Origin of the sequence: Streptomyces sp. NPDC048197, from assembly GCF_043202395.1 — a bacterium.
Taxonomy (GTDB): Bacteria; Actinomycetota; Actinomycetes; order Streptomycetales; family Streptomycetaceae; genus Streptomyces; species Streptomyces siderophoricus.
In genome coordinates this window covers 17,273-40,626 of sequence record NZ_JBIDAJ010000047.1, presented here as the reverse complement: position 1 = coordinate 40,626, position 23,354 = coordinate 17,273, and the positions used below count along the sequence as shown (strand labels likewise).

Below are 23,354 nucleotides of genomic sequence, written 5' to 3'. Positions count from 1 at the left end.
TCACAGCCCCGGCACCGGCACCGCCGGCCCCACCGCCGCCCGGTCCGGCAACTCCAGCACGGCCTCGGCGCCGCCCTCCGCGGCGGCGCCGAAGTCCAACCGCGCCCCCAGCACCTCCGCCTGCCCCGCCGCGATCGTCAACCCCAGACCGTGCCCGGTCCCCCGCTCCGGCGCCGCCGTACGGAACCGCCGCGGCCCCTCCGCACACAACTCCGCCGGATAACCCGGCCCGTGATCCCGCACCACGATCCGCGACCCGGCCACCACCACCTCGATCGGCGGCTTCCCGTGCTTGGCCGCGTTCGCCAGCAGGTTCACCAAAACCCGCTCCACCCGACGCCGATCCGTCTCCACGATCCGCGGCTCCCCCTCCACGGACACCGACACCTCATCCACCCCACGCTGCCGCGCCGCCCGCTGCACGATCCCCCGCACCAACGACGGCAGCTCACAAGCGTCCAGATCCGCCCGCTCCACCCCCGCGTCCAGCCGCGACACCTCCAGCAGATCCTCCACCAACCGCCGCATCGCCTGCGCCCGGTCCCGGACCATCTCCACCGCCCGCGGCTGCGGCAACAACTCCGCCGCCGCCACCAGACCCGCCACCGGCGTCCGCAACTCATGCGCCACATCCGCGGTGAACTCCCGCTCGGCCTCCACCCGCGCCGCCAACGACGTCGCCATGTGATGCACACTCCGGCCCAGCTCCGCCACCTCGTCCCGGCCATGGCTCGCCAACGCATCCGCATCCGGCGGCTCCCCCGCCGCGATCCGCCGCGCCGCCGCCGCACTCAGCCGCAACCGCCGCGACAACCGCTGCGCCACGAACCACGACACCACCGCCATCAACCCGACCGTGCCGCACCCCGCGATCAACAACGCCCGGTCCAACGCCAGCTGCGCCGGATCGTCATCCGGATACGCCGCCGACACCGACAACGACCGCGCCGGCCGGCCCCCGCCGCCGTCACCGACCCCGGTCGCCGCCCACACCCGCGGATCCTCACCACCACTGACGTACGTCCCCGAACGGCTCTTGAACACCGCCTCCCGCAACGGCCCCGGCAACGTCGCATCATCCAGCTGCGCACCCAGCGCCAGCGTCCCGTCCCGCTCGTAGATCTGCAGCGCGGAACTCAACCGGTCGTCCTGATACGACCGCGCCGAACGCTCCCGCTCCGCATCCGCTATGTGATGCACGGCAAACCCGAGCACCACCACAGCCAGCGCCGTCATACACGAAATGGCCAGGGCGATCCGGCCTCGAATGCCCATCACGCGAGGTTGTACATCTCCGTCGTGTCCCCGAGCGGCGTCGACCCCTCGTACGTCACCTCAAGACCCGTGAACGCCAACCCGCCGTCCACGGACTTCGGGTTGTACAGCCGGAACGTCGCCGGAAAACCCGAATCCGCCCCCACACCGGCGCCGGTCTTCTCCACCTGCACCACACCCACCCCCAGCGCATCCCGCGCCCCGTACTTCTTCCACGTGATCGCGGTCGCCACCATCCCCGCATCCGCACACGTCAACGTGATCACCTGCGGCTTCACCTCGGGCGCCCCGATACCGCAGTCCCGCACCCCCGGCAGCCCCCCCGACTGCTTGGCGTCCTCCTTGACGTCCTGCACCGCCGCCGTCTTCGGCGCCGCGTCCACCGCCGACGCCCGGTCCGACACCTGGCTCACCCACACCCCGCCCGCAGCCAGCGCCGTCACCACGACAAAGGCCACCAGCGCGGTACGCCCCCGCACCCAGCGGGACCCTTCGCGGTCGGTCATCACGATCTCCTCCCGGGGACCACACCCCGTACCCCCACCAGCAAACACGACTGCCACGCCCGACCCCGCCACTCTCCCGCCCCCGCGACACAGGCAGATTGCCCGAATACTGCGGTGACCGCGCGGCTGTGTACCAGTCCTGTAACAAGCACCGCCACACCCCTGGCGCACCCCCGATCATCCGCCCCCACCCTGCCCCCAACGGCCCACCCACACGTGACGTACATCGCTTCGTACCGCCAGAGTGGTTTGATCCGCGCTCCACTGCGCAGGCGCACCTGTCGTATCCGTCGCACCCGCCGCGCCCCGCGCGCCGAACGACCGAGAGGACCGCCTCGTGCCGACCGGTAGCACTGAAGCCGAACGCGCTCCCGACCAGGACCGGGAAGCGCTCAAGCGCCACCGGTGGCTCTTCCGTGCCGTCGCCCGGCGAAGAAACCCCAAACTCCGCCGCACCGACATCACCGTCACCGACGAACGCGTCGTCAAACGCGCGGTGAAGGCCGCCGCCCTCGGCAACGCCATGGAATGGTTCGACTTCGGCATCTACAGCTACCTCGCGGTCACCATCGGCAAGGTCTTCTTCCCCGGCGGCAGCGACACCACCAGCCTGCTGTCGTCCTTCGCGACCTTCGCCGTCGCCTTCCTCGTACGACCCCTCGGCGGCGCCTACTTCGGCCCGCTCGGCGACCGCATCGGCCGCAAGAAGGTCCTCGCCCTCACCATGATCATGATGGCCCTGGGCACCTTCTGCATCGGCCTGATCCCGTCCTACGCCACCATCGGCTTCTGGTCCCCGACCCTGCTCATCCTCTTCCGCCTCATCCAGGGCTTCTCCACCGGCGGCGAATACGGCGGCGCCTCCACCTTCATCGCCGAATACGCCCCCGACAAGAAGCGCGGCTTCTTCGGCAGCTTCCTCGAACTGGGCACCCTCATCGGCTACACCGGCGCCGCCGGCATCGTCCTGCTCCTGACCACCCTGCTCGGCGACGACGCGATGAACTCCTGGGCCTGGCGCCTGCCCTTCCTCATCGCCGGCCCGCTCGGCCTGGTCGGCCTCTACCTACGGGTCAAGCTCGACGAAACCCCCGCCTTCCAGAAATTCGAGGCGGCCCACACCCACAACGCCACCGGCTCCGTCGTCGAGGCCGAAGCGGAATTCTCCCACCTCTCCGAAAACGCCCCGAAGAAGAAACTGGGCGAAATCTTCGCCCAGCAGTGGCCCACCCTCATCCTCTGCATCGCACTGGTCGGCGCGTACAACATCACCGACTACATGCTGCTCTCCTACATGCCGACCTACCTGACGGACACCCTCCACTACGAGGAGTCCCACGGCCTGCTGATCCTCCTCGGCACGATGATCGCCCTGATGTGCGTCATCTCATCGGTCGGCAAACTCAACGACCGCTACGGCCGCAAGCCGCTCCTGATGGGCGGCATGCTCGGCTTCTTCCTCCTGGCCGTCCCGGCCTTCCTCCTGGTCAAACAGGGCACGATCCTCACCGTCTGCCTCGGCATGGCCCTCCTCGGCCTCTCCCTGGTCTGCCTCCTGGGCACCATGTCCGCCGCCCTCCCCGCCCTGTTCCCCACCCACGTCCGCTACGGCTCCCTCTCCATCGGCTACAACCTCGCGGTCTCCCTCTTCGGCGGCACCACCCCGCTCGTCATCACCGCCCTGATGGACGCCTTCGGCCAGAACGTGATGGTCCCCGCCTACTACACGATGGGCGCCGCCCTCGTCGGCGTCATCGCCGTCGCCTGCATGAAGGAAACCGCCCAGCAGCCCCTCGACGGCTCCCCGCCCTCGGTGGCCACCAAGGAAGAGGCCGTCGAACTCATCACCGCCCAGACCCAGGAACCCCGCTTCTGACCCCAGCGCATTCCCGTCCTGACTCTGCGTAACCGCCCCGGCGTTCGATCGTTGTTCTGTTCGAGCGAGCACCGGGGCGGTCCCGGTGCCGGAGGGGGTGGCGTCATGCCGGTAAGTCCGTACACCAGGGAGCGACTGGAGGCCGCGGCATCGTCGTCGCGGACGCTGTCGGAGGCGTTGGGGAAGCTGGGGGTGGATCCGAAGGGGGAGAAGCGGAAATACCTCCGGGAGCGGATGAGGAAGCTGGGGGTGGACACCTCGCACTTCGAGCGGGAGGGGGCCAAATGGACGAAGGAAGTCCTGCGCGAAGCGGTCGCCGCCTCCTCGAACATGTGCGAGGTGCTGCGCCGGCTCGGCCTCGATGTCGTCGGCGGACACCACACGCACATCAGCCGCCGGATCAAGTCGTACGGGATCGACACCTCGCACTTCCAGTTGCCCACCCAGCGCGGCAAGCAATGGCGCCGCCGGACGCCTGAGGCCCTGCTCGTCGAGCAGCCGGCCGCAGCGGCCCGGCGTATCCCGAGTGTCCGTCTCAAGCGCGCGATTACGGCTTTGGGCGTCCCTGAACGATGTGCACACTGTGGCACGGAGGCAGTCTGGCGAGGACATCGACTGCCACTTGAGGTCGACCACATCAATGGCAACTGGCGAGACAACCGCATCGAAAACTTGCGGTTGCTCTGCCCCAACTGCCATTCAACAACGGACACTTATCGCGGGCGAAGCAAAGGACGCACCAGGGGCGGCACCGTATGAGGCGCGGCGTGCAGTACACCCGCGAGCGATTGAGCGAAGCCGCCGCGCAGTGCTCCGACGTCGACGAGGTCATCGCCTTCTTTGGCACGCAGCCGTACGGGAAGCTCCGCCGCTATCTGCTCAAGCGCTTCGAACACTTCGACATAGATGTTTCGCACTTCCGCCACTGCGGCAGCCTCACGAAACGCCGTACGAAGCCTGCGAACGAGGAACTGCGCACGGCGATCGCGGAGTCCACCTCCATCGCCGAAGTCCTGCGCCGCCTCGGGCGGCCCGACAACGGCAGGCAGCGCGAGATGCTGCGAGAGTGGGCCGCCAACGAAGGCTTCTCGACGGCACACTTCCTGGGCCAAGCGCATCAACGGGGAAAGCCGGGCATGACCCCCGTCAAGCGGCCAGAAGAGATCTTGGTCCAGCACGGCGGTTCGAACCGGACGCGAACCGCGCTGCTTCGTCGCGCGCTCCGCGAGATAGGCGTACCCGAGGAGTGCGCCGAGTGCGGTGTCGCTCCTGAGTGGCTCGGTAAGCCGATGACGCTGGAGGTCGATCACATCAACGGAGACTGGCGCGACGACCGGCGCGAGAACCTGCGACTGCTGTGCCCAAACTGCCACGCCGTCACTGCCACCTGGTGCCGGGGCGGCCAACGACGGACCAAATGATGGAGGTCTCCCTACGGTCAAGCGGCTCCGCCCAGTAAAGTAGCCCGCAGCACATGCGCCCGTACGCCAACAGGCTGAGCGGCGATCTTTAGGTGGTCGTGTCTGTCGGTTCGAATCCGACCGGGCGCACAGGAAAACCAGGCCCCGCACCTTCGATTCATAGGTGCGGGGCCTGCTCCGTCAAGTCAGCCCAACAACTCCCGCACCACCGGCACCAACGCCCGGAACGCCTTCCCCCGGTGGCTGATGGCGTTCTTCTCGTCGGGGGTCAGTTCGGCGCAGGTGCGGGTCTCGCCGAGGGGCTGGAGGATCGGGTCGTAGCCGAAGCCGCCGGTGCCGGTGGGGGTGTGGCGGAGGGTGCCTTCGAGCTTGCCCTCGACGACGCGTTCGGTGCCGTCCGGGAGGGCGAGGGCCGCGGCGCAGGCGAAGTGGGCGGCGCGGTGTTCCTCGGCGATGTCGCCGAGTTGGGCGAGGAGCAGGTCGAGGTTGGCCCGGTCGTCGCCGTGCTTGCCGGACCAGCGGGCGGAGAAGATGCCCGGGGCGCCGCCGAGGACGTCGACGCAGAGGCCGGAGTCGTCGGCGACGGCCGGGTGGCCGGTGGCCCGGGCCAGGGCGTGTGCCTTGAGGAGGGCGTTCTCGGCGAACGTGACGCCGGTTTCCTTGACGTCGGGGACGTCGGGATAGGCGTCGGCGCCGACGAGTTCGACGTCGAGGCCGGCCGCGTCCAGGATGGCGTGGAGTTCGCGGATCTTGCCGGCGTTGCGGGTGGCGAGGATCAGGCGGCGGTGGGTCGCGGGGCGTTCGCCGGTTTCTGGCTGCATGGGAGCGATTATCCCGGGCGCGGTGCCGGGAGGTGCCCGGGGCGGGACGCCTTCGCCGTGCGCCGGCCGGTCGGCTCCCCGGCCCCTGGCCCCCGGCCCGCCCTCGTGCCGGCGGCTCCGGTCAGCCCGGGGTGCAGATCTTGGTCATCTGGCTGGTGCCGTCGACGATCGGCTGGATGTCGGGGGCCTTGTTGTTCTCGATGTCCTTGCGGGCGTTCTTGATGCCGGCGTTGGTCTTGTCGATGGCCTTGGACAGCTCGGGGTCGTTGGCCTCGTTGCTGAGCTTGCGCAGGTTGCTGTCGATGTTGTCGAGGGCCTGCTGGGTCTTCTGCGGGTCCGTGAGGGCGTTGTCCGCGGCCTGCTGGAGCTTGTCGACGGCGTTGACGACGGAGGTGGCGGTCTTGGCGCAGTCCACGGCCTTCTGGACGGCTCCGCATGCGGTGAGGAAGGGGACGGTGAGGGTGGCGGCGGCTAACGCGGCGAGAGCGAGGGGGGTGGGTCGGCGGTGGAGGGTGCTGGGGGCCATGGGGTGCGTTTCCTTCCTCGGCGGGGCATGGAGCCGGGGCGGGTGTCCCGGGTCATGTGCAGGCAAAGGAGGAAACGCGGGGCGGGGGGTCTTTGGTTGCCCGGGGGTCCGGCGGCGGCATGATCCGGCCGCCGGACCGCGGGACATTGGCGTGATCCAAGTGATTCGCGTGATCTCCCTGATCCGCGTGGTCCGCCTGATCCACGTGAGTCAAGTGATCCGCGCGATGCGCCTGATCCACGTGATCCGCGTGATGGCGATGATCAACGTGATCCACGCGATGCGGGCGCGGGGCGACGGCAGGGGCCGCCCCGCCGCCCCTTGGCGTCAGAGCGTGCCGGCCAGCGCCGTCCGCTGGATGGTGTCGAGGTCGGTGCAGCCGCTGACCGCGAGGTCGAGGAGGGCGTTGAGTTCGTCGCGGGCGAAGGGGGCGGCCTCGGCGGTGCCCTGGACCTCGACGAAGCGGCCGTCGCCGGTGCAGACGACGTTCATGTCGGTCTCGGCGCGGACGTCTTCCTCGTAGCAGAGGTCGAGGAGCGGGGTGCCGTCGACGATGCCGACGCTGACGGCGGAGACGGTGCCGGTGAGCGGCTTGCGGCCGTGCTTGACGAGCTTCTTGTGCTGGGCCCAGGTGACGGCGTCGGCCAGTGCCACGTAGGCGCCGGTGATCGCTGCCGTGCGGGTTCCGCCGTCGGCCTGGAGGACGTCGCAGTCGAGGACGATGGTGTTCTCGCCGAGGGCCTTGTAGTCGATGACGGCGCGCAGGGAGCGGCCGATGAGGCGGCTGATTTCGTGGGTGCGGCCGCCGATCTTGCCGCGGACGGATTCGCGGTCGCCGCGGGTGTTGGTGGAGCGGGGCAGCATCGAGTATTCGGCGGTGACCCAGCCTTCGCCGGTGCCCTTGCGCCAGCGGGGTACGCCTTCGGTGACGGAGGCGGTGCAGAAGACTTTGGTGTCGCCGAAGGCGATGAGGACGGAGCCTTCGGCGTGCTTGCTCCAGCCGCGTTCGATGGTGACGGGGCGGAGCTGTTCGGGGGTGCGGCCGTCGATGCGAGACATGGCGTAGACCCTATCGGGGAATGGTGAAGGCCCCGTTCCGGGCGGTGGGCGTCCGGGGGCGGGGCCTTGGGAGGGTGAGCGGGGCGCGGTCCGGGGGTGGGCCGGCCCTGCGGGCTCAGGTCCTCACATCATGTCTTCGATTTCGGCGGCGATGGGGTCGGCGTCGGTGCCGATGACGACCTGGATCGCGTTGCCCATCTTGACGACGCCGTGGGCGCCGGCGGCCTTGAGTGCGGCCTCGTCGACGAGGGAGGCGTCGGAGACCTCGGTGCGGAGGCGGGTGATGCAGCCTTCGACCTCTTCGATGTTGTCGAGTCCGCCGAGGCCGGCGACGATCTTCTCAGCCTTGCTGGCCATGTCCACTCCTGCTTGTCTCGGCCGCCGGCGGTGCCGCCGTGCGGTTTTCACACCGTAACGCACGTTCAGCCCAACTATGTGGGCGTTTGTCCGCTGTCTGACGAAGGATGGCGATCACCGGGTGGGCGATCACCGGGACGGTGATCACGTGACGGCGGGCACGCGTTCGGCGACCGCCGCCAAGTGGTCTACACCACCAGTATGCGGTACGCAGCGGGCCGGCCGTCGACGGGGCGGCTGCCGGGAGGACGGCGCGGATGAGTGCGGACGCAGCGACGGCGGAGCCGAGGAGGAACCGGGCGTCGGACCTCTTCCAGGGGCTGCAGAAGATGGGGCGGAGTCTGCAGCTGCCGATCGCGGTCCTGCCCGCGGCGGGGATCCTCAACCGTCTCGGGCAGCCGGACGTGTTCGGTGCGCAGGGGCTGGGCTGGGACGCGGTCTCCAAGGTCATGATGGGCGCGGGCAGCGCCCTCCTCGACGGCGCCCTGGGGCTGCCCCTTCTCTTCTGTGTGGGCGTGGCCATCGGCATGGCCAAGAAGTCCGACGGCTCCACCGCGCTTGCGGCCCTCGCCGGCTTCCTCGTCTACTACGGCGTCCTGCGGCAGTTCCCCAAGGTCTGCGCCGGCGGCGCGAAGCCCGTGCCGGGGGTCGGCTGTGTGGCTCCGGACGCGACGGCCACGGCGTTCACGTACCAGAATCCCGGCGTGTTCGGCGGCATCGTCATCGGGCTGCTCGCCGCCTTCTTCTGGGCCCGCTACCACCGCACCAGGCTCGTCGACTGGCTCGGTTTCTTCAACGGCCGCCGGCTGGTCCCGATCATCATGGCGTTCGTGGCGATCGCCTTCGCCGCGCTGTGCCTGTGGGTCTGGCCGCCGATCGGGGACGCGCTGGAGAGCTTCAGCCGGTGGCTCAGCGGCCTCGGCGCCTGGGGTGCGGGTGTCTTCGGGGTGGCGAACAGGGCGCTGCTGGTGATCGGGCTGCACCAGTTCCTCAACGTGCCCATCTGGTTCCAGTTCGGCAGTTACACCAAGCCGGACGGCACGGTGGTGCACGGCGACATCAATATGTTCCTGGCGGGCGACCCGAACGCCGGTCAGTTCACCTCGGGCTTCTTCCCGATCATGATGTTCGCGCTCCCGGCGGCCGCGCTGGCGATCACGCACTGCGCCAAGCCGCACCGCCGCAAGGAGGTCGGCGGGCTGATGCTCTCGGTGGCGCTGACCTCGTTCGTGACCGGCATCACCGAGCCGATCGAGTACTCGTTCCTTTTCATCGCTCCCCTGCTGTACGCGGCGCATGCGCTGCTCACCGGTGTCTCCATGGCGGTGACCTGGGCGCTGGGGGTGCACGACGGGTTCAGCTTCTCGGCCGGCCTGATCGACTACGTCATCAACTGGGGGCTGGCGACGAAGCCCTGGTTGATCATTCCGATCGGCCTGTGCTTCGCCGCCGTCTATTACTTCCTCTTCCGTTTGGTGATCACGACGTTCGACCTCCGGACGCCGGGGCGCGAACCGGACGAGGTGGGGGATGCGATGGAGCGGGAGAACGTGAAGTAGCGTCCGTCCGGTAGCGGGCTCGGCGGCTTTGCGGCGCCCGGCGCCGTGAGCCGGGCCGACATATTCCCGGTTTGTGGCGCTATGGGCGATCCAAGGACGGCATAAAAGAAGCCGGGAATTACGCAGGTTCCTCGCGGCGCCGTCGCCGTGTTACAACAGGTCTACACCACTCAATGGTGTGGACCACGCGGCCGGCCCGGCCGCGTCCCCGAGACGCCGTCCCCCACCCCCTTTGTCCAGGCGGCGCCTTGCCCACTGGAGGAAGTTGTGTCCACGGCCACTGCCGCCCCCGCGGCCGACAAGAAGAAGAAGGGTTCCGGCGCGATGGCTGTCCTGCAGCGCATCGGCCGCAGCCTCATGTTGCCGGTCGCCGTGCTGCCCGCAGCCGCCCTGCTCGTCCGTCTCGGCCACGAGGACATGCTCGGCCGGGAGGGATTCCCCACCGTCATCACCAAGATCGCCGGCTACATGGCCGCCGGCGGCGGCGCGATCCTCGACAACATGCCGCTGCTGTTCGCCGTCGGCATCGCGATCGGCTACGCCAAGAAGTCGGACGGCTCGACCGCCCTGGCCGCGGTGACGGGTTACCTCGTCTTCCAGAAGGTGCTCGGCACCTTCACCGACAAGAGCCTGCCGAAGGTCGCCGCCGTCGTGGACGGCAAGATCGTCATGAATGAGGCGCCGGTCGACGCCGGGGTGCTCGGCGGTGTGGTGATGGGCCTCGTCGTGGCGCTGCTCTACCAGCGCTTCTACCGCACCAAGCTGCCCGAATGGCTGGGCTTCTTCGGCGGCCGGCGGCTCGTGCCGATCCTGTCGGCCTTCACCGGCCTGGGCATAGGCATCGTCTTCGGCCTCATCTGGCCGGTGCTCGGCACGGGCCTGCACTCCTTCGGTCAGTGGCTGGTCGGCTCGGGCGCCGTGGGGGCGGGCATCTTCGGTGTCGTCAACCGCGCCCTGATCCCGGTCGGCATGCACCACCTGCTGAACTCCTTCCCGTGGCTCCAGGCGGGCGACTACCACGGCAAGCACGGCGACATCGCGCGTTTCCTCGCCGGCGACCCGAGCGCCGGCCAGTTCATGACCGGCTTCTTCCCGATCATGATGTTCGCCCTGCCGGCCGCCTGCCTCGCCATCGTGCACTGCGCGCGCCCCGAGCGACGCAAGGTCGTCGGCGGGATGATGCTCTCGCTCGCGCTCACCGCGTTCGTCACCGGCGTGACCGAGCCGATCGAGTTCACCTTCATGTTCATCGCCCCGGTCCTGTACGCGATCCACGCGGTGCTCACCGGCGTCTCGATGGCCCTGACCTGGGCACTGGGCATGAAGGACGGCTTCGGCTTCTCGGCCGGTGTGATCGACTTCGGGCTGAACCTGGGCATCGCCACGAAGCCGTGGGGGCTCCTCCTGGTGGGCGTGTGCTTCGCCGCGCTGTACTACGTGGTCTTCCGCTTCGCCATCACCAAGTTCAATATCCCCACGCCGGGCCGCGAGTCCGACGAGGAGCTGGCGGAGCTGCAGAAGGCCGAGGCCAAGTAGCCCGCGTCCGCCGCGCGTTGACCCCGGGTTCGCCTTCCCGCCGGGAAGGGGAACCCGGGGTTTTTTGGTGCCCGAGCGCCTGGAAGCCGTCGGCGGCCGGTGCCTCAGACCTCGTAGACCGCGCCCGCCCGGGCGACCTCGACCGGCCCGTCGTAGACCTTCTGCGCGTCGCGGACGCTGATCTCCGGGTCGGTCCACGGCGGGATGTGGGTGAGCACCAGCCGGCCGACGCCCGCCCGCCGGGCGTGCTCGCCGGCCTCCCGCCCGTTCAGGTGCAGGTCCGGGATGTCTTCCTTGCCGTAGGTGAACGACGCCTCGCACAGGAAGAGGTCACTGCCCGCCGCCAGGGTGTCCAGCGCCTCGCAGGGCCCGGTGTCGCCGGAGTACGTCAGCGACCGGCCGTTGTGCTCGATGCGGAAGCCGAACGCCTCCACCGGGTGGCTGACCCGCTCGGTGCGGATGGTGAACGGCCCGACGGTGAACGTGCCGGGCGTCAGCGTTCGGAAGTCGAAGACCTCGCTCATCGCGCCGTCGTGCGGTACGTCGGCGTGCGCGACGGTGAGCCGCTGCTCGGTGCCGGCCGGCCCGTAGACCGGCATCGGGTCGCAGCGGCCGCCGTCCGGGCGGTAGTAGCGCACCACGAAATAGCCGCACAGGTCGATGCAGTGATCGGCGTGCAGATGCGACAGGATCACGGCATCCAGGTCGTACAGGCCGGAGTGGCGCTGCAGCTCGCCCAGGGCGCCGTTGCCCATGTCGAGGAGCAGCCTGAAGCCGTCGGCCTCCAGGAGGTAGCTCGAACAGGCCGATTCCGTGGAAGGGAACGACCCCGAGCAACCGACGACAGTGAGCTTCATACGGGGGTGAACCTCCGTGGGCGGGGGCGGCGGCCGGCGGTCCGTGCGGGTACTCCCGGCGGGGCCTTTGCCGGGTGCTGCCGGGTCTTGGGCGTTCTGTGCGGTGCCCACGAGCGTAAGGCGCAAAAGGTCCGGTGGCTCCTCCGGCGGGGCGAGCTGTGGGCGGAATCACCAGTCCGGGCTGACGGCCCGCACGGCCGTGCGACGCCCGCCACAAGGGCCCGTTGCCGGCCGTGCGACGCCCGCCCCGAGCGCCCCGCCGCCGGGCCGTACGACGTCCGCTGCCCGGGCCGCCCCGGCCCCCGCCCGAGCGGCCCGGTCCCGGGGTCCCGCTACGCCCAGAGCTGCCCGTGCAGCGTGGCGATCGCCGCCTCGGTGGACTCGGCGGTGTAGACGCCGGTCGAGAGGTACTTCCAGCCGCCGTCGGCGACGACGAAGACGATGTCCGCACTCTGCCCGGCCTTGACCGCCTTCCGGCCCACGCCGATCGCGGCGTGCAGCGCCGCGCCGGTCGAGATACCGGCGAAGATCCCTTCCTCGGCGAGGAGTTCACGGGTGCGGCGGACCGCGTCCTCGGAGCCGACCGAGAAGCGTGTGGTGAGCACCGACTCGTCGTACAGCTCGGGGATGAAGCCCTCGTCGAGGTTGCGCAGGCCGTAGACCACGTCGTCGTAGCGCGGTTCGGCGGCCACGATCTGGACGCCGGGGACCTGCTCGCGCAGATAGCGGCCGACGCCCATCAGGGTGCCGGTGGTGCCCAGGCCGGCCACGAAGTGGGTGACCGAGGGCAGGTCGGCGAGGATCTCGGGGCCGGTGGTGGCGTAGTGCGCACCGGCGTTGTCGGGATTGCCGTACTGGTAGAGCATCACCCAGTCCGGGTGCTCGGCGGCCAGCTCCTTGGCGACCCGGACGGCCGTGTTGGAGCCACCGGCCGCGGGCGAGGAGATGATCTCGGCGCCCCACATGGCGAGCAGCTCGCGCCGCTCGGAAGAGGTGTTCTCCGGCATCACGCACACGATGCGGTAGCCCTTGAGCTTGGCCGCCATGGCGAGCGAGATGCCGGTGTTGCCGCTGGTGGGCTCCAGGATCGTGCAGCCGGGGGTGAGCCGGCCGTCCTTCTCGGCCTGCTCGATCATGTGCAGCGCCGGGCGGTCCTTGACCGAGCCCGTGGGGTTGCGGTCCTCCAGCTTCGCCCAGATACGGACGTCCTCGGAGGGCGAGAGGCGCGGGAGGCGGACGAGAGGGGTGTTCCCGACCGCCGCCAGCGGGGAGTCGTACCGCACCGTCAGACCATTCCGCCGGCCACGGCCGGCAGGATCGTCACGCTGTCGCCGTCGGCCAGCTTGGTGGAGATGCCTTCCAGGAAGCGCACGTCCTCGTCGTTGAGGTAGACGTTCACGAAGCGGCGCAGCTGCTCGCCCTCGACGAGGCGCTCGCGGATGCCCGCGTGCCGGCTGTCGAGGTCGGCGAACAGGTCGGCGAGGGTCTCGCCGGTGCCCTCGACGGCCTTCTGGCCGTCGGTGTAGGTGCGCAGGATGGTCGGGATTCGGACCTCGATGGCCATGGGAGTGCTCCTGTGGGAGTGGGTGCGGTGGCGGGTGCGGTGCGTCCCGTCGCACGGCGGCGGGTTGCCGGGTGGGCGGCGGGGGACGCGGGAAGTGCGAAGTGGTGGCGGGTGCCGGCGGCACGCGCCGCGGGCCCGGGCGGGCCGGGTCAGCCGGCGGCGCAGCGCGGACAGATGGCGCTGGACAGGCGGCACAGATCGACGTGCAGCCGTGCGGCTCCGCAGCCGAACGCGCCCAGCAGGGCCGATGCGGAGCGACGCGTGGCGAGCGGAGCGAGCAGCAGCATGCCCGGCCTCTTCTCGCTCACGTCGTGGTCAACCATGCGGGCATCGTATCGATTCCCGGTCCGGGTATTGGAACCATGTCCCATCATGCGGACGGTTGGTGTACGCCAGTTGGGACGCGCTCTTCCCCGGCCGCCGCACGACCGGGCGCGCGCCCACCGACCCGGCACCCACACCGGGCCGGAAGTACCGGGTCAGGGGTACTTTGCAGCGCCAGTATCAGGAGTACTCCGCCACGATCTCGACCTCTTCCTCGGTGACCGTGCCGTCGACGATCCGGAACGAGCGGAACTGGAAGGGCCCGGCGTCGTCGGTGTCGGCGGTGGAGACCAGCACGTAGTGGGCGCCGGGCTCGTTGGCGTACGAGATGTCGGTGCGCGAGGGGTAGGCCTCGGTGGCGGTGTGCGAGTGGTAGATGATCACTGGCTCCTCGTCCCGGTCGTCCATCTCGCGGTAGAGCTTGAGCAGGTCCGAGGAGTCGAATTCGTAGAACGTGGGCGACCGGGCGGCGTTCAGCATCGGGATGAACCGCTCGGGGCGGCCGCTGCCGGCCGGGCCCGCGACCACGCCGCAGGCCTCGTCGGGGTGGTCCTGGCGGGCGTGCTCGACGATCTGGTCGCGCAGGGCCTTGGTGAGGGTCAGCATGGCGCCAAGAATAGACACGCGGGCCGGTGCGTACCGAAGAGTGGTACGCACCGGCCCGCATGCTGGACAGCCGGTCCTTTCCGGACCGTCGGCGGCGCCGGACGGCCGGTCGATCAGCCCTGGTTCGCCGGGGCCTCGACGGCGTCGGCGGCTTCGGCCGCGGCGTTCTTGCGCTGGATGCACAGGTAGCCGACACCCATGATCAGCGCCCACACGGGAGCGGCGTAGAGCGAGATCCGGGCGTCCGGGTCGACACCCATCATCACGATCACCATGGCGATGAAGGCCAGCGCGAACACCGACGTGTACGGGCTGCCGGGGGCCTTGAACTCGGACTGCGGGAGCTCACCGCGGTTCGCCTTGGCCCGGTAGCGCAGCTGCGAGAGCAGGATGACGATCCAGGCCCACATACCGGAGATGGTGGCGAAGGAGACGACGTAGTTGAACGCGTCGCCGGGCCACTGGTAGTTGATCCAGACGCCGGCCAGCATCATCGCGACGGAGACGCCGGTGCCCCAGGTGGGCAGGCCGTTCTTGCTGAGCTTGGTGAAGAACTTCGGGCCCTGGCCGTTGAGCGCCAGGTCGCGCAGCATCCGGCCGGTGGAGTACATGCCGGAGTTGGCCGAGGAGAGCGCGGCGGTCAGCACGACGAAGTTGACGATGCCGGCGCCGGCGGGCAGACCGATCTGCTGGAAGGCGGCGACGAAGGGGCTCACGCCCGGCTTGAAGGCCGTCCAGCTGACCACGGACAGGATGATGATCAGCGCACCGATGTAGAACAGGCCGATCCGCCACGGCACGGTGTTGATCGCCTTGGGCAGGACCTTCTTCGGGTTCGTCGCCTCACCGGCGGTGACGCCGACGAGTTCGACGGCCAGGAAGGCGAACATCACGATCTGGAGCGTCATCAGCGTGCCGCCGATGCCCTTGGGGAAGAACCCGCCGTGCGACCAGAGCAGGGTGAACGAGGCGGTGTCACCGGCGTCGGAGAATCCGAGGGTGATCACGCCGATGCCGATCAGGATCATGCCGATGATCGCGGTGACCTTGACCATCGAGAACCAGAATTCGAGCTCACCGAAGAGCTTCACCGAGATCAGGTTGATGCCGAAGAGCGCGACGGTGAAGACCAGCGCCGACACCCATTGCGGTATGCCCTTGTTCCAGTATTGGACATAGGTGGCCGCGGCGGTGACTTCCGTGATTCCGGTGACGACCCAGAAGAGCCAGTACGTCCAGCCGGTCACAAAGCCGATGAACGGGCCCAGGAATTCCCGGCCGTATTCCGAGAAGGACCCGGAAACGGGCCGGTACATGAGCAGCTCGCCCAGGGCCCGCATGATGAAGAAGATGACCAGCCCGACGATGGCGTAGGCGAGGATGATGCTCGGCCCGGCCATCGAAATGGCCTTGCCCGCTCCGAGGAACAGGCCCGTACCGATGGCGCCACCAATGGCGATCATCTGGATCTGCCGGTTGCCCAGACCTCGCTGATAGCCCTCTTCGGGGGCCTTTCCAGCTGCCTCGTTGCCGTCGTGCTGCTTGTCGACCTGCACAGAGGTCATGAGTGGTGCGCCTTTCTCCATACCGACCCGGTCTGTCCGGATCGGGTCCCGATCCCCCCGGATGGAGTCCTGCAACGCCGACGGTCGGCCGGCTCAGCGCTCCCGCGGCAACAAGGGTGGCGTCACGCGCGGCAGGTCGTGAACATTTATCACGGCGTTAACTTGATCGCCTAGGGATGAGATACGTCACACGCCCGGCAAATACGGACAAGAGGGGCGAATGGCAGTGCACTACACGGCTCGGTGTGACGCGATCGTTATCCGGATTTGAGCCTCCGCTGAGCGAACACCCAGCCCCCGGCACACCGGGACACGTCGGGCGATATGCCCGACTCCCTCCCCTTCGGGCGCCCTTTCACCTGCCGCCGGCACCCCGACTCGCGGCCGAATCCGCCCCTACCCACCCCCGCGGGCGGGTCCGCCTGCCGCCGGCAAACGAACCCCGTGCCCCCTGCAAGTAGATTTCAGGCCGTCAGCGACTCGACGAGCGTCTCCTGCAGCCCGCCCAGCCACAGGTACGCCATCACCATCGGTTTGCGCGGATCGCTGTCCGGCAGCCGCAGCAGCTCGCCGCCGTCCTCCTCGTCGGTGACCTCCAGGCGCGTACCGATCGCCAGCCTGAGGTCGTTGAGGGCCCCCAGCCACTGCCGGCACTCGTCGGCGGTCAGCCGCAGCACCGCCGGATCACCGCCGGACGGCGAGAGGGTGTCCAGCGCCCGGATCAGCGCGAGGGCGTCCGTCCGCTTACGGGCACGCAGATCGTTCTCCGTATAGCGGCGGAACTCCGCGGCCGCGGCACGCACGTCGTCGTCCGGCACCAGGTCCGGGCCGCCGTAGGCATCGGGGAAGAGCCGGGCCAGGACCGGGTCGGCGGGCGGCTCGCTGGGTCCGTCGTTGAACACCGACGCCAGCAGGTCCTCGCCCTCGTCGTCGGTGGCCTGCTCGCCCGGCCCGATCAGCTCCATCAGCTGCACGGCGAGGCTGCGCAGGATCGAGATCTCGACCTCGTCGAGCGGTACCGCCGCGCCGCCGTCGGGCAGCGGCTCGAAGTGTCCGGTCATCGGCGGTCCTGCTGCAGGGTCGCCCACAGGCCGTAGCCGTGCATGGCCTGTACGTCCCGTTCCATTTCCTCGCGGCTGCCGCTGGAGACCACCGCGCGGCCCTTGTGATGGACGTCGAGCATCAACTGGTGCGCCTTGTCCTTGGAGTAACCGAAGTACGTCTGGAAGACATAGGAGACGTAGCTCATGAGGTTGACGGGGTCGTTGTGGACGATCGTGACCCACGGGACGTCCGGCTCGGGCACCTCGAACGGGGCCTCGCTCGACTCGGGACGCTCGATCTCGACCGGCACACTGAGCGTGCAGTGATGCGGCCGGAGCGTGATCGTGGGTGACGGGTGGGCGCTCACAGGCCCCATGCTGCCACCCAGGGGCCTGCCATGCACAAATGCCCCTCACCTGGGCCGCGTCGGGGGATGGGGGTGGGGTGTGCGTGGGCCGGGGTGGGGGGTGGGGTGGAGTGGGGGCGAGTGGGGTGGGGCCCCGGGGGAGCCCGGGTGGAGCCCGGGTGGGGGTGAGGGGCGAGCCGGGGGTGGGGTGAGCCGGGGGCGGGTCCGGGGCGGGAGCCCGAGCCGGTCCGGGGCGGGAGCCCGAGTGGGTCGGGGCGGGGCCAGGGCGGGTCCAGTTCGGGAGTCCGGTCGGGTCCAGTTGGGGCCCCCGGCGGGTCCGGTGGCGGGCCGGTCCGGCACCCCTCCACCACTATCGTCAAAGTGACGAGTATTGGGGGTAGCATCTCCCCCATGAACACAGCAGACCTGGGGCTGCCGGTGGCCGTGCCGTCGACTGCGCTCTTCACCGACCAGTACGAACTCACCATGCTGCAGGCCGCGTTGCGGTCCGGCACCGGGGACCGGCGCGCCGTCTTCGAGGTCTTCACCCGCCGGCTGCCCGAGGGCCGCCGCTACGGCGTGGTGGCCGGCACCGGCCGGGTGCTCGACGCGGTGGAGAACTTCCGCTTCGACGACACGATCCTCGACTTCCTGCGCGAGCGCGGCATCCTCGACGAGCCGACCCTGGCCTGGCTCGCCGACTACCGCTTCCGCGGCGACATCTGGGGCTACCCCGAGGGCGAGGTCTACTTCCCCGGCTCGCCGATCATGCGTGTCGAGGGCACCTTCGCCGAGGCCGTCCTCCTGGAGACGGTCATCCTCTCGATCCTCAACCACGACTCCGCGGTGGCCGCGGCCGCCTCCCGGATGGCCGTGGCCGCCGGCGACCGCCCCCTGATGGAGATGGGCGCCCGCCGCACCCACGAACTCTCCGCCGTCGCCGCAGCCCGCGCCGCCTACGTCGGCGGCTTCCACGTCACCTCCGACCTGGCCGCCGGCTTCCGCTACAACATCCCCACTGTCGGCACCAGCGCGCACGCCTTCACCCTCCTCCACGACACCGAGCGCGACGCCTTCACCGCCCAGGTGGAGACCCTCGGCAGCGGCACCACCCTGCTGGTGGACACCTTCGACGTCGCCGAGGCCGTGCGCACCGCCGTCGAGGTGGCCGGCCCGGGCCTGGGCGCCGTCCGGATCGACTCCGGCGACCTGCTGCTGATCGCCCACCGGGTGCGCCAGCAGCTGGACGAGCTGGGCGCCGAGAAGACCAAGATCGTCGTCACCAGCGACCTGGACGAGTACGCCATCGCCTCGCTGGCCGCCGCCCCGGTCGACGCGTACGGCGTCGGCACCCAGCTGGTGACCGGCAGCGGACACCCGACCTGCTCGATGGTCTACAAGCTGGTCGCCCGCGCCGAGAGCAACGCCCCGGGCGCCCCGCTGCAGCCGGTCGCGAAGAAGTCGATGGGCGCCAAGACCTCGGTCGGCGGCCGTAAATGGGCCGCCCGCCGGCTCGATGAGCACGGAGTCGCGGAGGCCGAGGTCATCGGCACCGGGCCGGTCCCGGCGGAACTGGCGGACCACCAGCTGCAGGTCCCACTGGTGACCGGGGGCGAGGTCGTGGCCCGCGAGCCGCTGGATGCCCCCCGCGACCGCCACATCACCGCCCGCGCCCGCCTGCCCCTGTCGGCCACCCAGCTGTCACGCGGCGAGCCGGTGCTCCCGACGGAGTTCGTGTGACGGGGTGAGCGGGCCCGGAGTTGGCGTGACGGGGCGAGCCGGCCGGAGTTCGGGGCACGGGCCGGGGGGAGCCGGCCTGTGGTTCTGTCGGGCTGCGATCCGTGGGCTCGGCCGCTCGGCCTGTTCTCTCGGGCTCGGTCCTGTCGGCCTGCTCTGCCGGCCTGTCCATGGGGTCCCGTGGTCCCGTGAGGGAACTCCTTGAGAGGCGCCCGCTCTTGCTGGGGGCGCCTGCTCTTGCTCGGGCCGGGCGGGCCTCCTTCTTTTCCGGCAACGATTACAGAGAGTCATTAGTTCCCCGTAAAGTATCACAGTGTGTAGCTACTGGTGGGTGGGATGGTGGGGCACTCCCGGAAATGCCCGGCAGTGGCTACCCTCGGTCACACCACCGCTCCGCGCTCCGCGCCCTCTTACCGATTCCCAGCCGGAAGGCACGCACCATGCACCGGGCATTGATCGTCGTTGACGTGCAGAACGACTTCTGCGAGGGCGGCAGCCTCGCGGTGGCGGGAGGTGCGGATGTCGCGGCGGCCATCACCGATCTGATCGCCGAGACCGCCGGCAGCTGCTACCGCCACGTCGTGGCCACCCGGGACCACCACATCGATCCGGGCGACCACTTCTCCGACCACCCGGACTACGAGCACTCCTGGCCGGCGCACTGCGTGGCCGGCACGGAGGGCAGCGGCTTCCACCCGAACTTCGCCCCGGCCATCGCCTCCGGCGCGATCGACGCGGTCTTCGACAAGGGCGCGCACTCCGCCGCGTACAGCGGCTTCGAGGGCGCCGACGAGAACGGCACCCGGCTCGGCGACTGGCTGCGGGCGCACGACGTCACCGAGGTGGACGTGGTCGGCATCGCGACCGATCACTGCGTACGGCGCACCGCCCTGGACGCGGTCGGCGCCGGGCTGCGTACGCACGTACTGCTGGACCTGACCGCCGGGGTGGCCGCCCGTACGACCGAGCGGGCCCTGGAGGAGCTGCGGGCGGCCGGCGCGGAGCTGACGGGCAAGCCGGTCGTTCTGGGCGGGTAGGTCCGGCACCGGCCTGTCGTTCCGGGCGGGTGAGTCCCGCATCGCCCGGCCGCCCGGCCTCACCATCGCCCGTCGAGCCCGCAGGCCGGGCGCCACGCGCCCGGCCCACAGGCCGCCCTACCTCAGGCCGCCGAGGCCGGGCGGTCGTCCTCGTTTGCCAGCAGGGGGGTCGGTTCGGGGGTCGGGTGGGGTGGGCGGGTGGGGTGGACGGGGCGGGGGCGCCAGAGGGCGCGTATGGGGTGCCAGGATTCGGTGTCGTCGTCGGGGGTCTCGCGCCAGACGAGGCCGTCGGGGTGGTGCAGGACGGCCGTGACCTCGTCCGGGGTGGGCGGCTCGGTGTTGCCGCGGAGGTAGACCGCGCGCAGACCGAGGTTGCGCAGCCTGGTCAGGGCGCGCTGGCGGTTCACGGCGTGCACCAGGACCCGGACCCGGCAGCCGCACTCGTACGGGCCGGAGCGCGGGCCGTGGGCCGGTCTGGGCAGGGACAGGGCGACCACCACGCTTCCGCCGGGAAGCCTGGTGAAACCGCCGCCGGACATCTGCATATCTCCCCCGTGAGACTTGGCGTCAACAAGGAACTGTAGTGCGCATCTAAACGCGAATCGGCCGCCGCCCGCTAGGGGGCGACGACCGATCGCGTGTTGACCTGCTGGTTTTATCTTTTATTTACCGGCAGGGGCGACCTTGATCGTCACCGTGGAGCCGTCCCGGGCCTCCTTGGTGATCTTGATCCGGGTGTTGGTGTCAGGAACGATCACACCGCCGGTCGGGTTCGTCTTGTCGTAGTAGACGCCGTGCCGGTCGTCGAAGAGCGTGACGCCCTTCTTCGAGCTGATCTTGACCTCGGCGCCGTCCTTGTGGAGGGTCAGCGCGTCGGTCCGGAAGCGGGTGAAGGTCGAGTCGTAGGTCTGGAAGCGGTTGCGCATCAGCGTGCCGTCGGTCCAGTGCTCGGCCGTCGGGTGCGCGTCGACCGGGAGGATCAGCCCGTGGCCCGGGTGCTGGCCGACGTTGTTGTCCGCCTGCGAGGTGTCCCACAGCCAGATCAGCACGCCGTTCTGGAACGGGAAGTGCTCCACCCAGGCCGGCTTGGCCGTCCGCCAGCCGAAGTTGTACGGGCCGACCTTGAGGGTCTTGTCGTAACTCACGTACTGGCGGTTCTCGGCGATGTAGTACTGCGGGTAGTCCTTGGTGAAGGACCCGCCGATGCGCGAGAAGCCCTTGCTGGTCCAGCCGTTGTCGTCGCCCTCGGCGTTGTCGCTGAACAGCGGCGTGCCGTCGGCGACCACGCTGATGCTGTCGGCCGCGAAGCCCTTCTGGGCGGCGCCGCCGTCGGTCTGGTAGCGGAAGCGCAGGTCGATCTTCTTGCCCGCGTAGGCGTCGAGCGGGTAGACCAGGTCCTGGTAGGCGGCGACGGTGCCGGTCAGGGCGGGCTTGTCGCTGCCGTCACGCGGGATGGCCTTGCCGCCCGCGGTGCCGTCCAGGGCGGTCCAGTTGGCGCCGCCGTCCGTGGAGACCTCGGCGTAGAGGAAGTCGTAGTCCTTCTCGATGTCCCACCAGCCCTTGAGGTTCAGCGATGCCTTCGCCTTGCCGGTGAGGTCCACGGAGCGGGTGAGGGTGTTCTTCAGGTCGTCGCCCATGCCGCTCCACCACTGCTTGGAGCCTTCCGCGGGCGGGACGACGTCGGTCTTGACGGCCTTGGCGGGCAGTTCGACGACCACCGCCTGCTTGTCCTTGGTGTTGTACTCGGCGACGCCCAGCTTGTGGGCGGACTTCGTCGCGGCCTTCGCCTTGGCGTAGTTGAGCCAGCCCAGCTGGAGCTTGTCCCAGGCGCTCATGTCGCCGGGCAGGTCGCCGATGGTGTCCTTGCCGGTGCCGAGCCAGGAGCCGCCCGACATCAGCGACCAGAAGTCGACGGAGGACTCGCCGGTGCCGGTGGTGTCGTACTCGTCCGGCAGGCCCAGGTCGTGACCGTATTCGTGGGCGAAGACGCCGAGGCCGCCGTTCTCCGGCTGCATGGTGTAGTCGCCGACCCAGACGCCGGTGTCGCCGATCTGCGTGCCGCCGGCCTTGTTGTCGGCGGGGCCGGTCCTGCCGGCGTCGCTGCCGTAGGCGTACCAGCGGTGCGCCCAGATCGCGTTGGTCTTCTGGACGCCGCCGCCCGCGGACTCGTCCTCACCGGCGTGCACGATCTGGAAGTGGTCGATGTAGCCGTCGGGCTCGTTGAAGTTGCCGTCGCCGTCGTGGTCGTAGCGGTCCCACTGGTCGTACTTGGCGAGGTCGGCCTTGATCTGGACGTCGGTGCGGCCCTTGGCCTTCTGGTCCTTGGCCCACTGGTTGACGCCGTCGCGGATCAGGTCCCAGGCGTTGGCGCAGTTGGTCTGGCCGCAGTAGTTGGAGCCGTAACGGGCCTCGTTCCAGTCGACCTTGACCCAGTCGGAGACCTCGCCGTCGACGGAGTAGCGGCCCGAGGACTGCTTCTCGTAGTACTTGGCGAGCGACTGCTTCTTCTTGTCGTGCGAGAAGTACAGGTCCTGGAAGTGCTTCTGGTTGTAGTCCTTCTGCCAGGCCGTGCTGTTGTCCTTGGCACGGTCGGGCTGGGCTATCTGGTTGTGCGCGGGGCCGGCGTCGCCGCCGTACTTCTTGATCGGGGGCTTGGGGCCGTCGCCGTCCGGGTCGAACATCGTGGTGTTGTCGACCTTGTCGCCGAAGTCCACGAGGATGGTGAAGATCTTGTCGGTCTTCTGCCGGGCCAGCTCGACGTACTTGCTGCGGCCGAGCTTGACGACCTTCGAGCCACCGCGGTCGGTGGCCTTGGCCTCGCCGGAGATGACCTGCTGCAGCGCCTCCTTGCGGGCGGCCTGCTGCCGCTCGCTGTAGGGGCCCTTGAGGTCGTGGTTCACGTTGCGCTCGGGCGCCGGGTCCTGGTGCCGGGCGACGGGCGACGGGCCCTGCGCGTCGGCCATCGCCACCCCGGAAGACAAAGCGGCCGCCCCGATCACGGCGATCGCCGTGGCCAAGGCGGCCGGTCTGAACGGTCTTCTCTGCTCTCTCACTTGGAGCGGTCCTCCCCTTCGAACACGGTCACTGTTCGAGGGCATTCGACCGGAAGTACGGGGGAAAAGACAGGTCTTGACTTGGTCACGTCACCGAAGTACGTTAACCGGTCCGCCGATTACGGGTATCGGACAGCTGTCCGGATGGTGAACAGGCCGGTCGGGCAAGCGAGTTGGGAGCGGGCCGGAAGGAGCGGGTCCGGATAGCCGGTGCAGAGGCCGGGCGTATATGCCCGCCGGACATGCGCCCCCTTTGTCAACAGCCAGGACGCCCCCGCACATACG

General features: G+C 69.5%; 23 protein-coding genes and 1 tRNA gene. 8 read left to right on the top strand and 16 right to left on the bottom strand.

Annotation, left to right across the window (positions count from 1 at the left end):
- Together ACGF4C_RS35770 and ACGF4C_RS35765 are read right to left on the bottom strand one after the other, a co-directional pair.
- The gene (locus ACGF4C_RS35770) at positions 1–1,275 is read right to left on the bottom strand and encodes a sensor histidine kinase (RefSeq protein ID WP_393572279.1); all 1,275 of its coding nucleotides are present in this window, start codon (positions 1,273–1,275) and stop codon (positions 1–3) included.
- A complete protein-coding gene (locus ACGF4C_RS35765; protein ID WP_393572277.1) occupies positions 1,275–1,781 on the bottom strand; it encodes a hypothetical protein in 507 nt (168 codons plus the stop codon). Before ACGF4C_RS35765 ends, ACGF4C_RS35770 begins: the two co-directional genes overlap by 1 nt.
- 337 nt (positions 1,782–2,118) lie before the next feature.
- Between ACGF4C_RS35765 and ACGF4C_RS35760 the strand changes: the two genes are divergently transcribed.
- From ACGF4C_RS35760 to ACGF4C_RS35745, 4 genes are all read left to right on the top strand, one after another.
- Positions 2,119–3,657, top strand: a complete 1,539-nt coding sequence (locus tag ACGF4C_RS35760) for an MFS transporter (RefSeq protein WP_393572275.1) — start codon at positions 2,119–2,121, stop codon at positions 3,655–3,657.
- Positions 3,658–3,762: 105 nt separating this feature from the next.
- Positions 3,763–4,416, top strand: a complete 654-nt coding sequence (locus ACGF4C_RS35755) for an HNH endonuclease (protein WP_393572273.1) — start codon at positions 3,763–3,765, stop codon at positions 4,414–4,416.
- Positions 4,413–5,078 carry an HNH endonuclease gene (locus tag ACGF4C_RS35750; RefSeq protein WP_393572271.1) on the top strand — a complete coding sequence of 222 codons (666 nt, stop codon included), beginning with the start codon at positions 4,413–4,415 and terminating at the stop codon, positions 5,076–5,078. The genes ACGF4C_RS35755 and ACGF4C_RS35750 overlap by 4 nt, the downstream gene beginning before the upstream one ends.
- Positions 5,079–5,133: 55 nt before the next feature.
- Positions 5,134–5,207 (top strand) — tRNA-Leu (locus ACGF4C_RS35745).
- 56 nt (positions 5,208–5,263) lie between these two features.
- Here ACGF4C_RS35745 and rdgB read toward each other — a convergent pair.
- The 4 genes from rdgB to ACGF4C_RS35725 form a co-directional block, all read right to left on the bottom strand.
- On the bottom strand, positions 5,264–5,899 hold the full coding sequence (gene rdgB, locus ACGF4C_RS35740) for an RdgB/HAM1 family non-canonical purine NTP pyrophosphatase (protein WP_393572269.1): 636 nt from the start codon (positions 5,897–5,899) through the stop codon (positions 5,264–5,266).
- Positions 5,900–6,020: 121 nt separating this feature from the next.
- The gene (locus ACGF4C_RS35735) at positions 6,021–6,425 is read right to left on the bottom strand and encodes a hypothetical protein (RefSeq protein WP_393572267.1); all 405 of its coding nucleotides are present in this window, start codon (positions 6,423–6,425) and stop codon (positions 6,021–6,023) included.
- A gap of 327 nt (positions 6,426–6,752) precedes the next feature.
- On the bottom strand, positions 6,753–7,484 hold the full coding sequence (rph, locus tag ACGF4C_RS35730) for a ribonuclease PH (protein ID WP_362142307.1): 732 nt from the start codon (positions 7,482–7,484) through the stop codon (positions 6,753–6,755).
- Between the two features lie 123 nt (positions 7,485–7,607).
- Positions 7,608–7,841, bottom strand: a complete 234-nt coding sequence (locus tag ACGF4C_RS35725; protein WP_030414504.1) for a glucose PTS transporter subunit EIIB — start codon at positions 7,839–7,841, stop codon at positions 7,608–7,610.
- 257 nt (positions 7,842–8,098) lie between these two features.
- On the opposite strand from ACGF4C_RS35725, the gene ACGF4C_RS35720 reads away from it, so the two are divergent.
- On the top strand, positions 8,099–9,400 hold the full coding sequence (locus ACGF4C_RS35720) for a PTS transporter subunit EIIC (protein ID WP_393572264.1): 1,302 nt from the start codon (positions 8,099–8,101) through the stop codon (positions 9,398–9,400).
- 267 nt (positions 9,401–9,667) lie between these two features.
- Positions 9,668–10,936 (top strand): PTS transporter subunit EIIC, encoded by a 1,269-nt coding sequence (locus tag ACGF4C_RS35715; protein WP_393572262.1) that lies wholly within the window; start codon positions 9,668–9,670, stop codon positions 10,934–10,936.
- A 104-nt stretch (positions 10,937–11,040) separates the two neighbouring features.
- Here ACGF4C_RS35715 and ACGF4C_RS35710 read toward each other — a convergent pair whose 3' ends face one another.
- The 8 genes from ACGF4C_RS35710 to clpS all read right to left on the bottom strand — a co-directional run bounded on the left by ACGF4C_RS35710 (position 11,041) and on the right by clpS (position 17,263).
- Positions 11,041–11,793 (bottom strand): MBL fold metallo-hydrolase, encoded by a 753-nt coding sequence (locus ACGF4C_RS35710; RefSeq protein ID WP_393572260.1) that lies wholly within the window; start codon positions 11,791–11,793, stop codon positions 11,041–11,043.
- Between the two features lie 332 nt (positions 11,794–12,125).
- Positions 12,126–13,076, bottom strand: a complete 951-nt coding sequence (locus tag ACGF4C_RS35705) for a PLP-dependent cysteine synthase family protein (protein ID WP_393572258.1) — start codon at positions 13,074–13,076, stop codon at positions 12,126–12,128.
- 2 nt (positions 13,077–13,078) lie between these two features.
- Positions 13,079–13,357, bottom strand: coding sequence for a MoaD/ThiS family protein (locus tag ACGF4C_RS35700; RefSeq protein WP_030414509.1), 279 nt, complete (start codon positions 13,355–13,357; stop codon positions 13,079–13,081).
- A gap of 149 nt (positions 13,358–13,506) precedes the next feature.
- Positions 13,507–13,680 carry a putative leader peptide gene (locus ACGF4C_RS35695; RefSeq protein WP_199816418.1) on the bottom strand — a complete coding sequence of 58 codons (174 nt, stop codon included), beginning with the start codon at positions 13,678–13,680 and terminating at the stop codon, positions 13,507–13,509.
- Between the two features lie 181 nt (positions 13,681–13,861).
- A complete protein-coding gene (locus ACGF4C_RS35690) occupies positions 13,862–14,287 on the bottom strand; it encodes a Mov34/MPN/PAD-1 family protein (protein ID WP_393572256.1) in 426 nt (141 codons plus the stop codon).
- Positions 14,288–14,400: 113 nt separating this feature from the next.
- Complete coding sequence (locus tag ACGF4C_RS35685; protein WP_393572254.1) at positions 14,401–15,852, bottom strand: amino acid permease; 1,452 nt, start codon at positions 15,850–15,852, stop codon at positions 14,401–14,403.
- 464 nt (positions 15,853–16,316) lie between these two features.
- Complete coding sequence (locus tag ACGF4C_RS35680) at positions 16,317–16,913, bottom strand: DUF2017 domain-containing protein (protein ID WP_393572252.1); 597 nt, start codon at positions 16,911–16,913, stop codon at positions 16,317–16,319.
- Complete coding sequence (gene clpS, locus ACGF4C_RS35675) at positions 16,910–17,263, bottom strand: ATP-dependent Clp protease adapter ClpS (protein WP_051733358.1); 354 nt, start codon at positions 17,261–17,263, stop codon at positions 16,910–16,912. The genes ACGF4C_RS35680 and clpS overlap by 4 nt, the downstream gene beginning before the upstream one ends.
- Before the next feature lie 390 nt (positions 17,264–17,653).
- Between clpS and ACGF4C_RS35670 the strand changes: the two genes are divergently transcribed.
- Together ACGF4C_RS35670 and ACGF4C_RS35665 are read left to right on the top strand one after the other, a co-directional pair.
- Positions 17,654–18,982 (top strand): nicotinate phosphoribosyltransferase, encoded by a 1,329-nt coding sequence (locus ACGF4C_RS35670; protein ID WP_393572250.1) that lies wholly within the window; start codon positions 17,654–17,656, stop codon positions 18,980–18,982.
- A 437-nt stretch (positions 18,983–19,419) separates the two neighbouring features.
- Positions 19,420–20,016 (top strand): isochorismatase family protein, encoded by a 597-nt coding sequence (locus ACGF4C_RS35665; protein WP_030414515.1) that lies wholly within the window; start codon positions 19,420–19,422, stop codon positions 20,014–20,016.
- A gap of 122 nt (positions 20,017–20,138) precedes the next feature.
- Here ACGF4C_RS35665 and ACGF4C_RS35660 read toward each other — a convergent pair whose 3' ends face one another.
- On the bottom strand, positions 20,139–20,555 hold the full coding sequence (locus tag ACGF4C_RS35660; protein ID WP_393572247.1) for a hypothetical protein: 417 nt from the start codon (positions 20,553–20,555) through the stop codon (positions 20,139–20,141).
- A gap of 123 nt (positions 20,556–20,678) precedes the next feature.
- The gene (locus ACGF4C_RS35655) at positions 20,679–23,069 is read right to left on the bottom strand and encodes an immune inhibitor A domain-containing protein (RefSeq protein WP_393572245.1); all 2,391 of its coding nucleotides are present in this window, start codon (positions 23,067–23,069) and stop codon (positions 20,679–20,681) included.
- Positions 23,070–23,354 lie beyond the last annotated feature (285 nt).

Excerpts from the sequence above, each read along its gene's own strand:
- ACGF4C_RS35770 (WP_393572279.1), bottom strand. The coding sequence starts at position 1,275 with ATGGGCATTCGAGGCCGGATCGCCCTGGCCATTTCGTGTATGACGGCG.
- ACGF4C_RS35765 (WP_393572277.1), bottom strand. The coding sequence starts at position 1,781 with ATGACCGACCGCGAAGGGTCCCGCTGGGTGCGGGGGCGTACCGCGCTG.
- ACGF4C_RS35755 (WP_393572273.1), top strand. The coding sequence starts at position 3,763 with ATGCCGGTAAGTCCGTACACCAGGGAGCGACTGGAGGCCGCGGCATCG.
- ACGF4C_RS35750 (WP_393572271.1), top strand. The coding sequence starts at position 4,413 with ATGAGGCGCGGCGTGCAGTACACCCGCGAGCGATTGAGCGAAGCCGCC.
- rdgB (WP_393572269.1), bottom strand. The coding sequence starts at position 5,899 with ATGCAGCCAGAAACCGGCGAACGCCCCGCGACCCACCGCCGCCTGATC.
- ACGF4C_RS35735 (WP_393572267.1), bottom strand. The coding sequence starts at position 6,425 with ATGGCCCCCAGCACCCTCCACCGCCGACCCACCCCCCTCGCTCTCGCC.
- rph (WP_362142307.1), bottom strand. The coding sequence starts at position 7,484 with ATGTCTCGCATCGACGGCCGCACCCCCGAACAGCTCCGCCCCGTCACC.
- ACGF4C_RS35725 (WP_030414504.1), bottom strand. The coding sequence starts at position 7,841 with ATGGCCAGCAAGGCTGAGAAGATCGTCGCCGGCCTCGGCGGACTCGAC.
- ACGF4C_RS35720 (WP_393572264.1), top strand. The coding sequence starts at position 8,099 with ATGAGTGCGGACGCAGCGACGGCGGAGCCGAGGAGGAACCGGGCGTCG.
- ACGF4C_RS35710 (WP_393572260.1), bottom strand. The coding sequence starts at position 11,793 with ATGAAGCTCACTGTCGTCGGTTGCTCGGGGTCGTTCCCTTCCACGGAA.
- ACGF4C_RS35700 (WP_030414509.1), bottom strand. The coding sequence starts at position 13,357 with ATGGCCATCGAGGTCCGAATCCCGACCATCCTGCGCACCTACACCGAC.
- ACGF4C_RS35695 (WP_199816418.1), bottom strand. The coding sequence starts at position 13,680 with ATGGTTGACCACGACGTGAGCGAGAAGAGGCCGGGCATGCTGCTGCTC.
- ACGF4C_RS35690 (WP_393572256.1), bottom strand. The coding sequence starts at position 14,287 with ATGCTGACCCTCACCAAGGCCCTGCGCGACCAGATCGTCGAGCACGCC.
- ACGF4C_RS35685 (WP_393572254.1), bottom strand. The coding sequence starts at position 15,852 with ATGACCTCTGTGCAGGTCGACAAGCAGCACGACGGCAACGAGGCAGCT.
- ACGF4C_RS35680 (WP_393572252.1), bottom strand. The coding sequence starts at position 16,913 with ATGACCGGACACTTCGAGCCGCTGCCCGACGGCGGCGCGGCGGTACCG.
- ACGF4C_RS35670 (WP_393572250.1), top strand. The coding sequence starts at position 17,654 with ATGAACACAGCAGACCTGGGGCTGCCGGTGGCCGTGCCGTCGACTGCG.
- ACGF4C_RS35665 (WP_030414515.1), top strand. The coding sequence starts at position 19,420 with ATGCACCGGGCATTGATCGTCGTTGACGTGCAGAACGACTTCTGCGAG.
- ACGF4C_RS35660 (WP_393572247.1), bottom strand. The coding sequence starts at position 20,555 with ATGTCCGGCGGCGGTTTCACCAGGCTTCCCGGCGGAAGCGTGGTGGTC.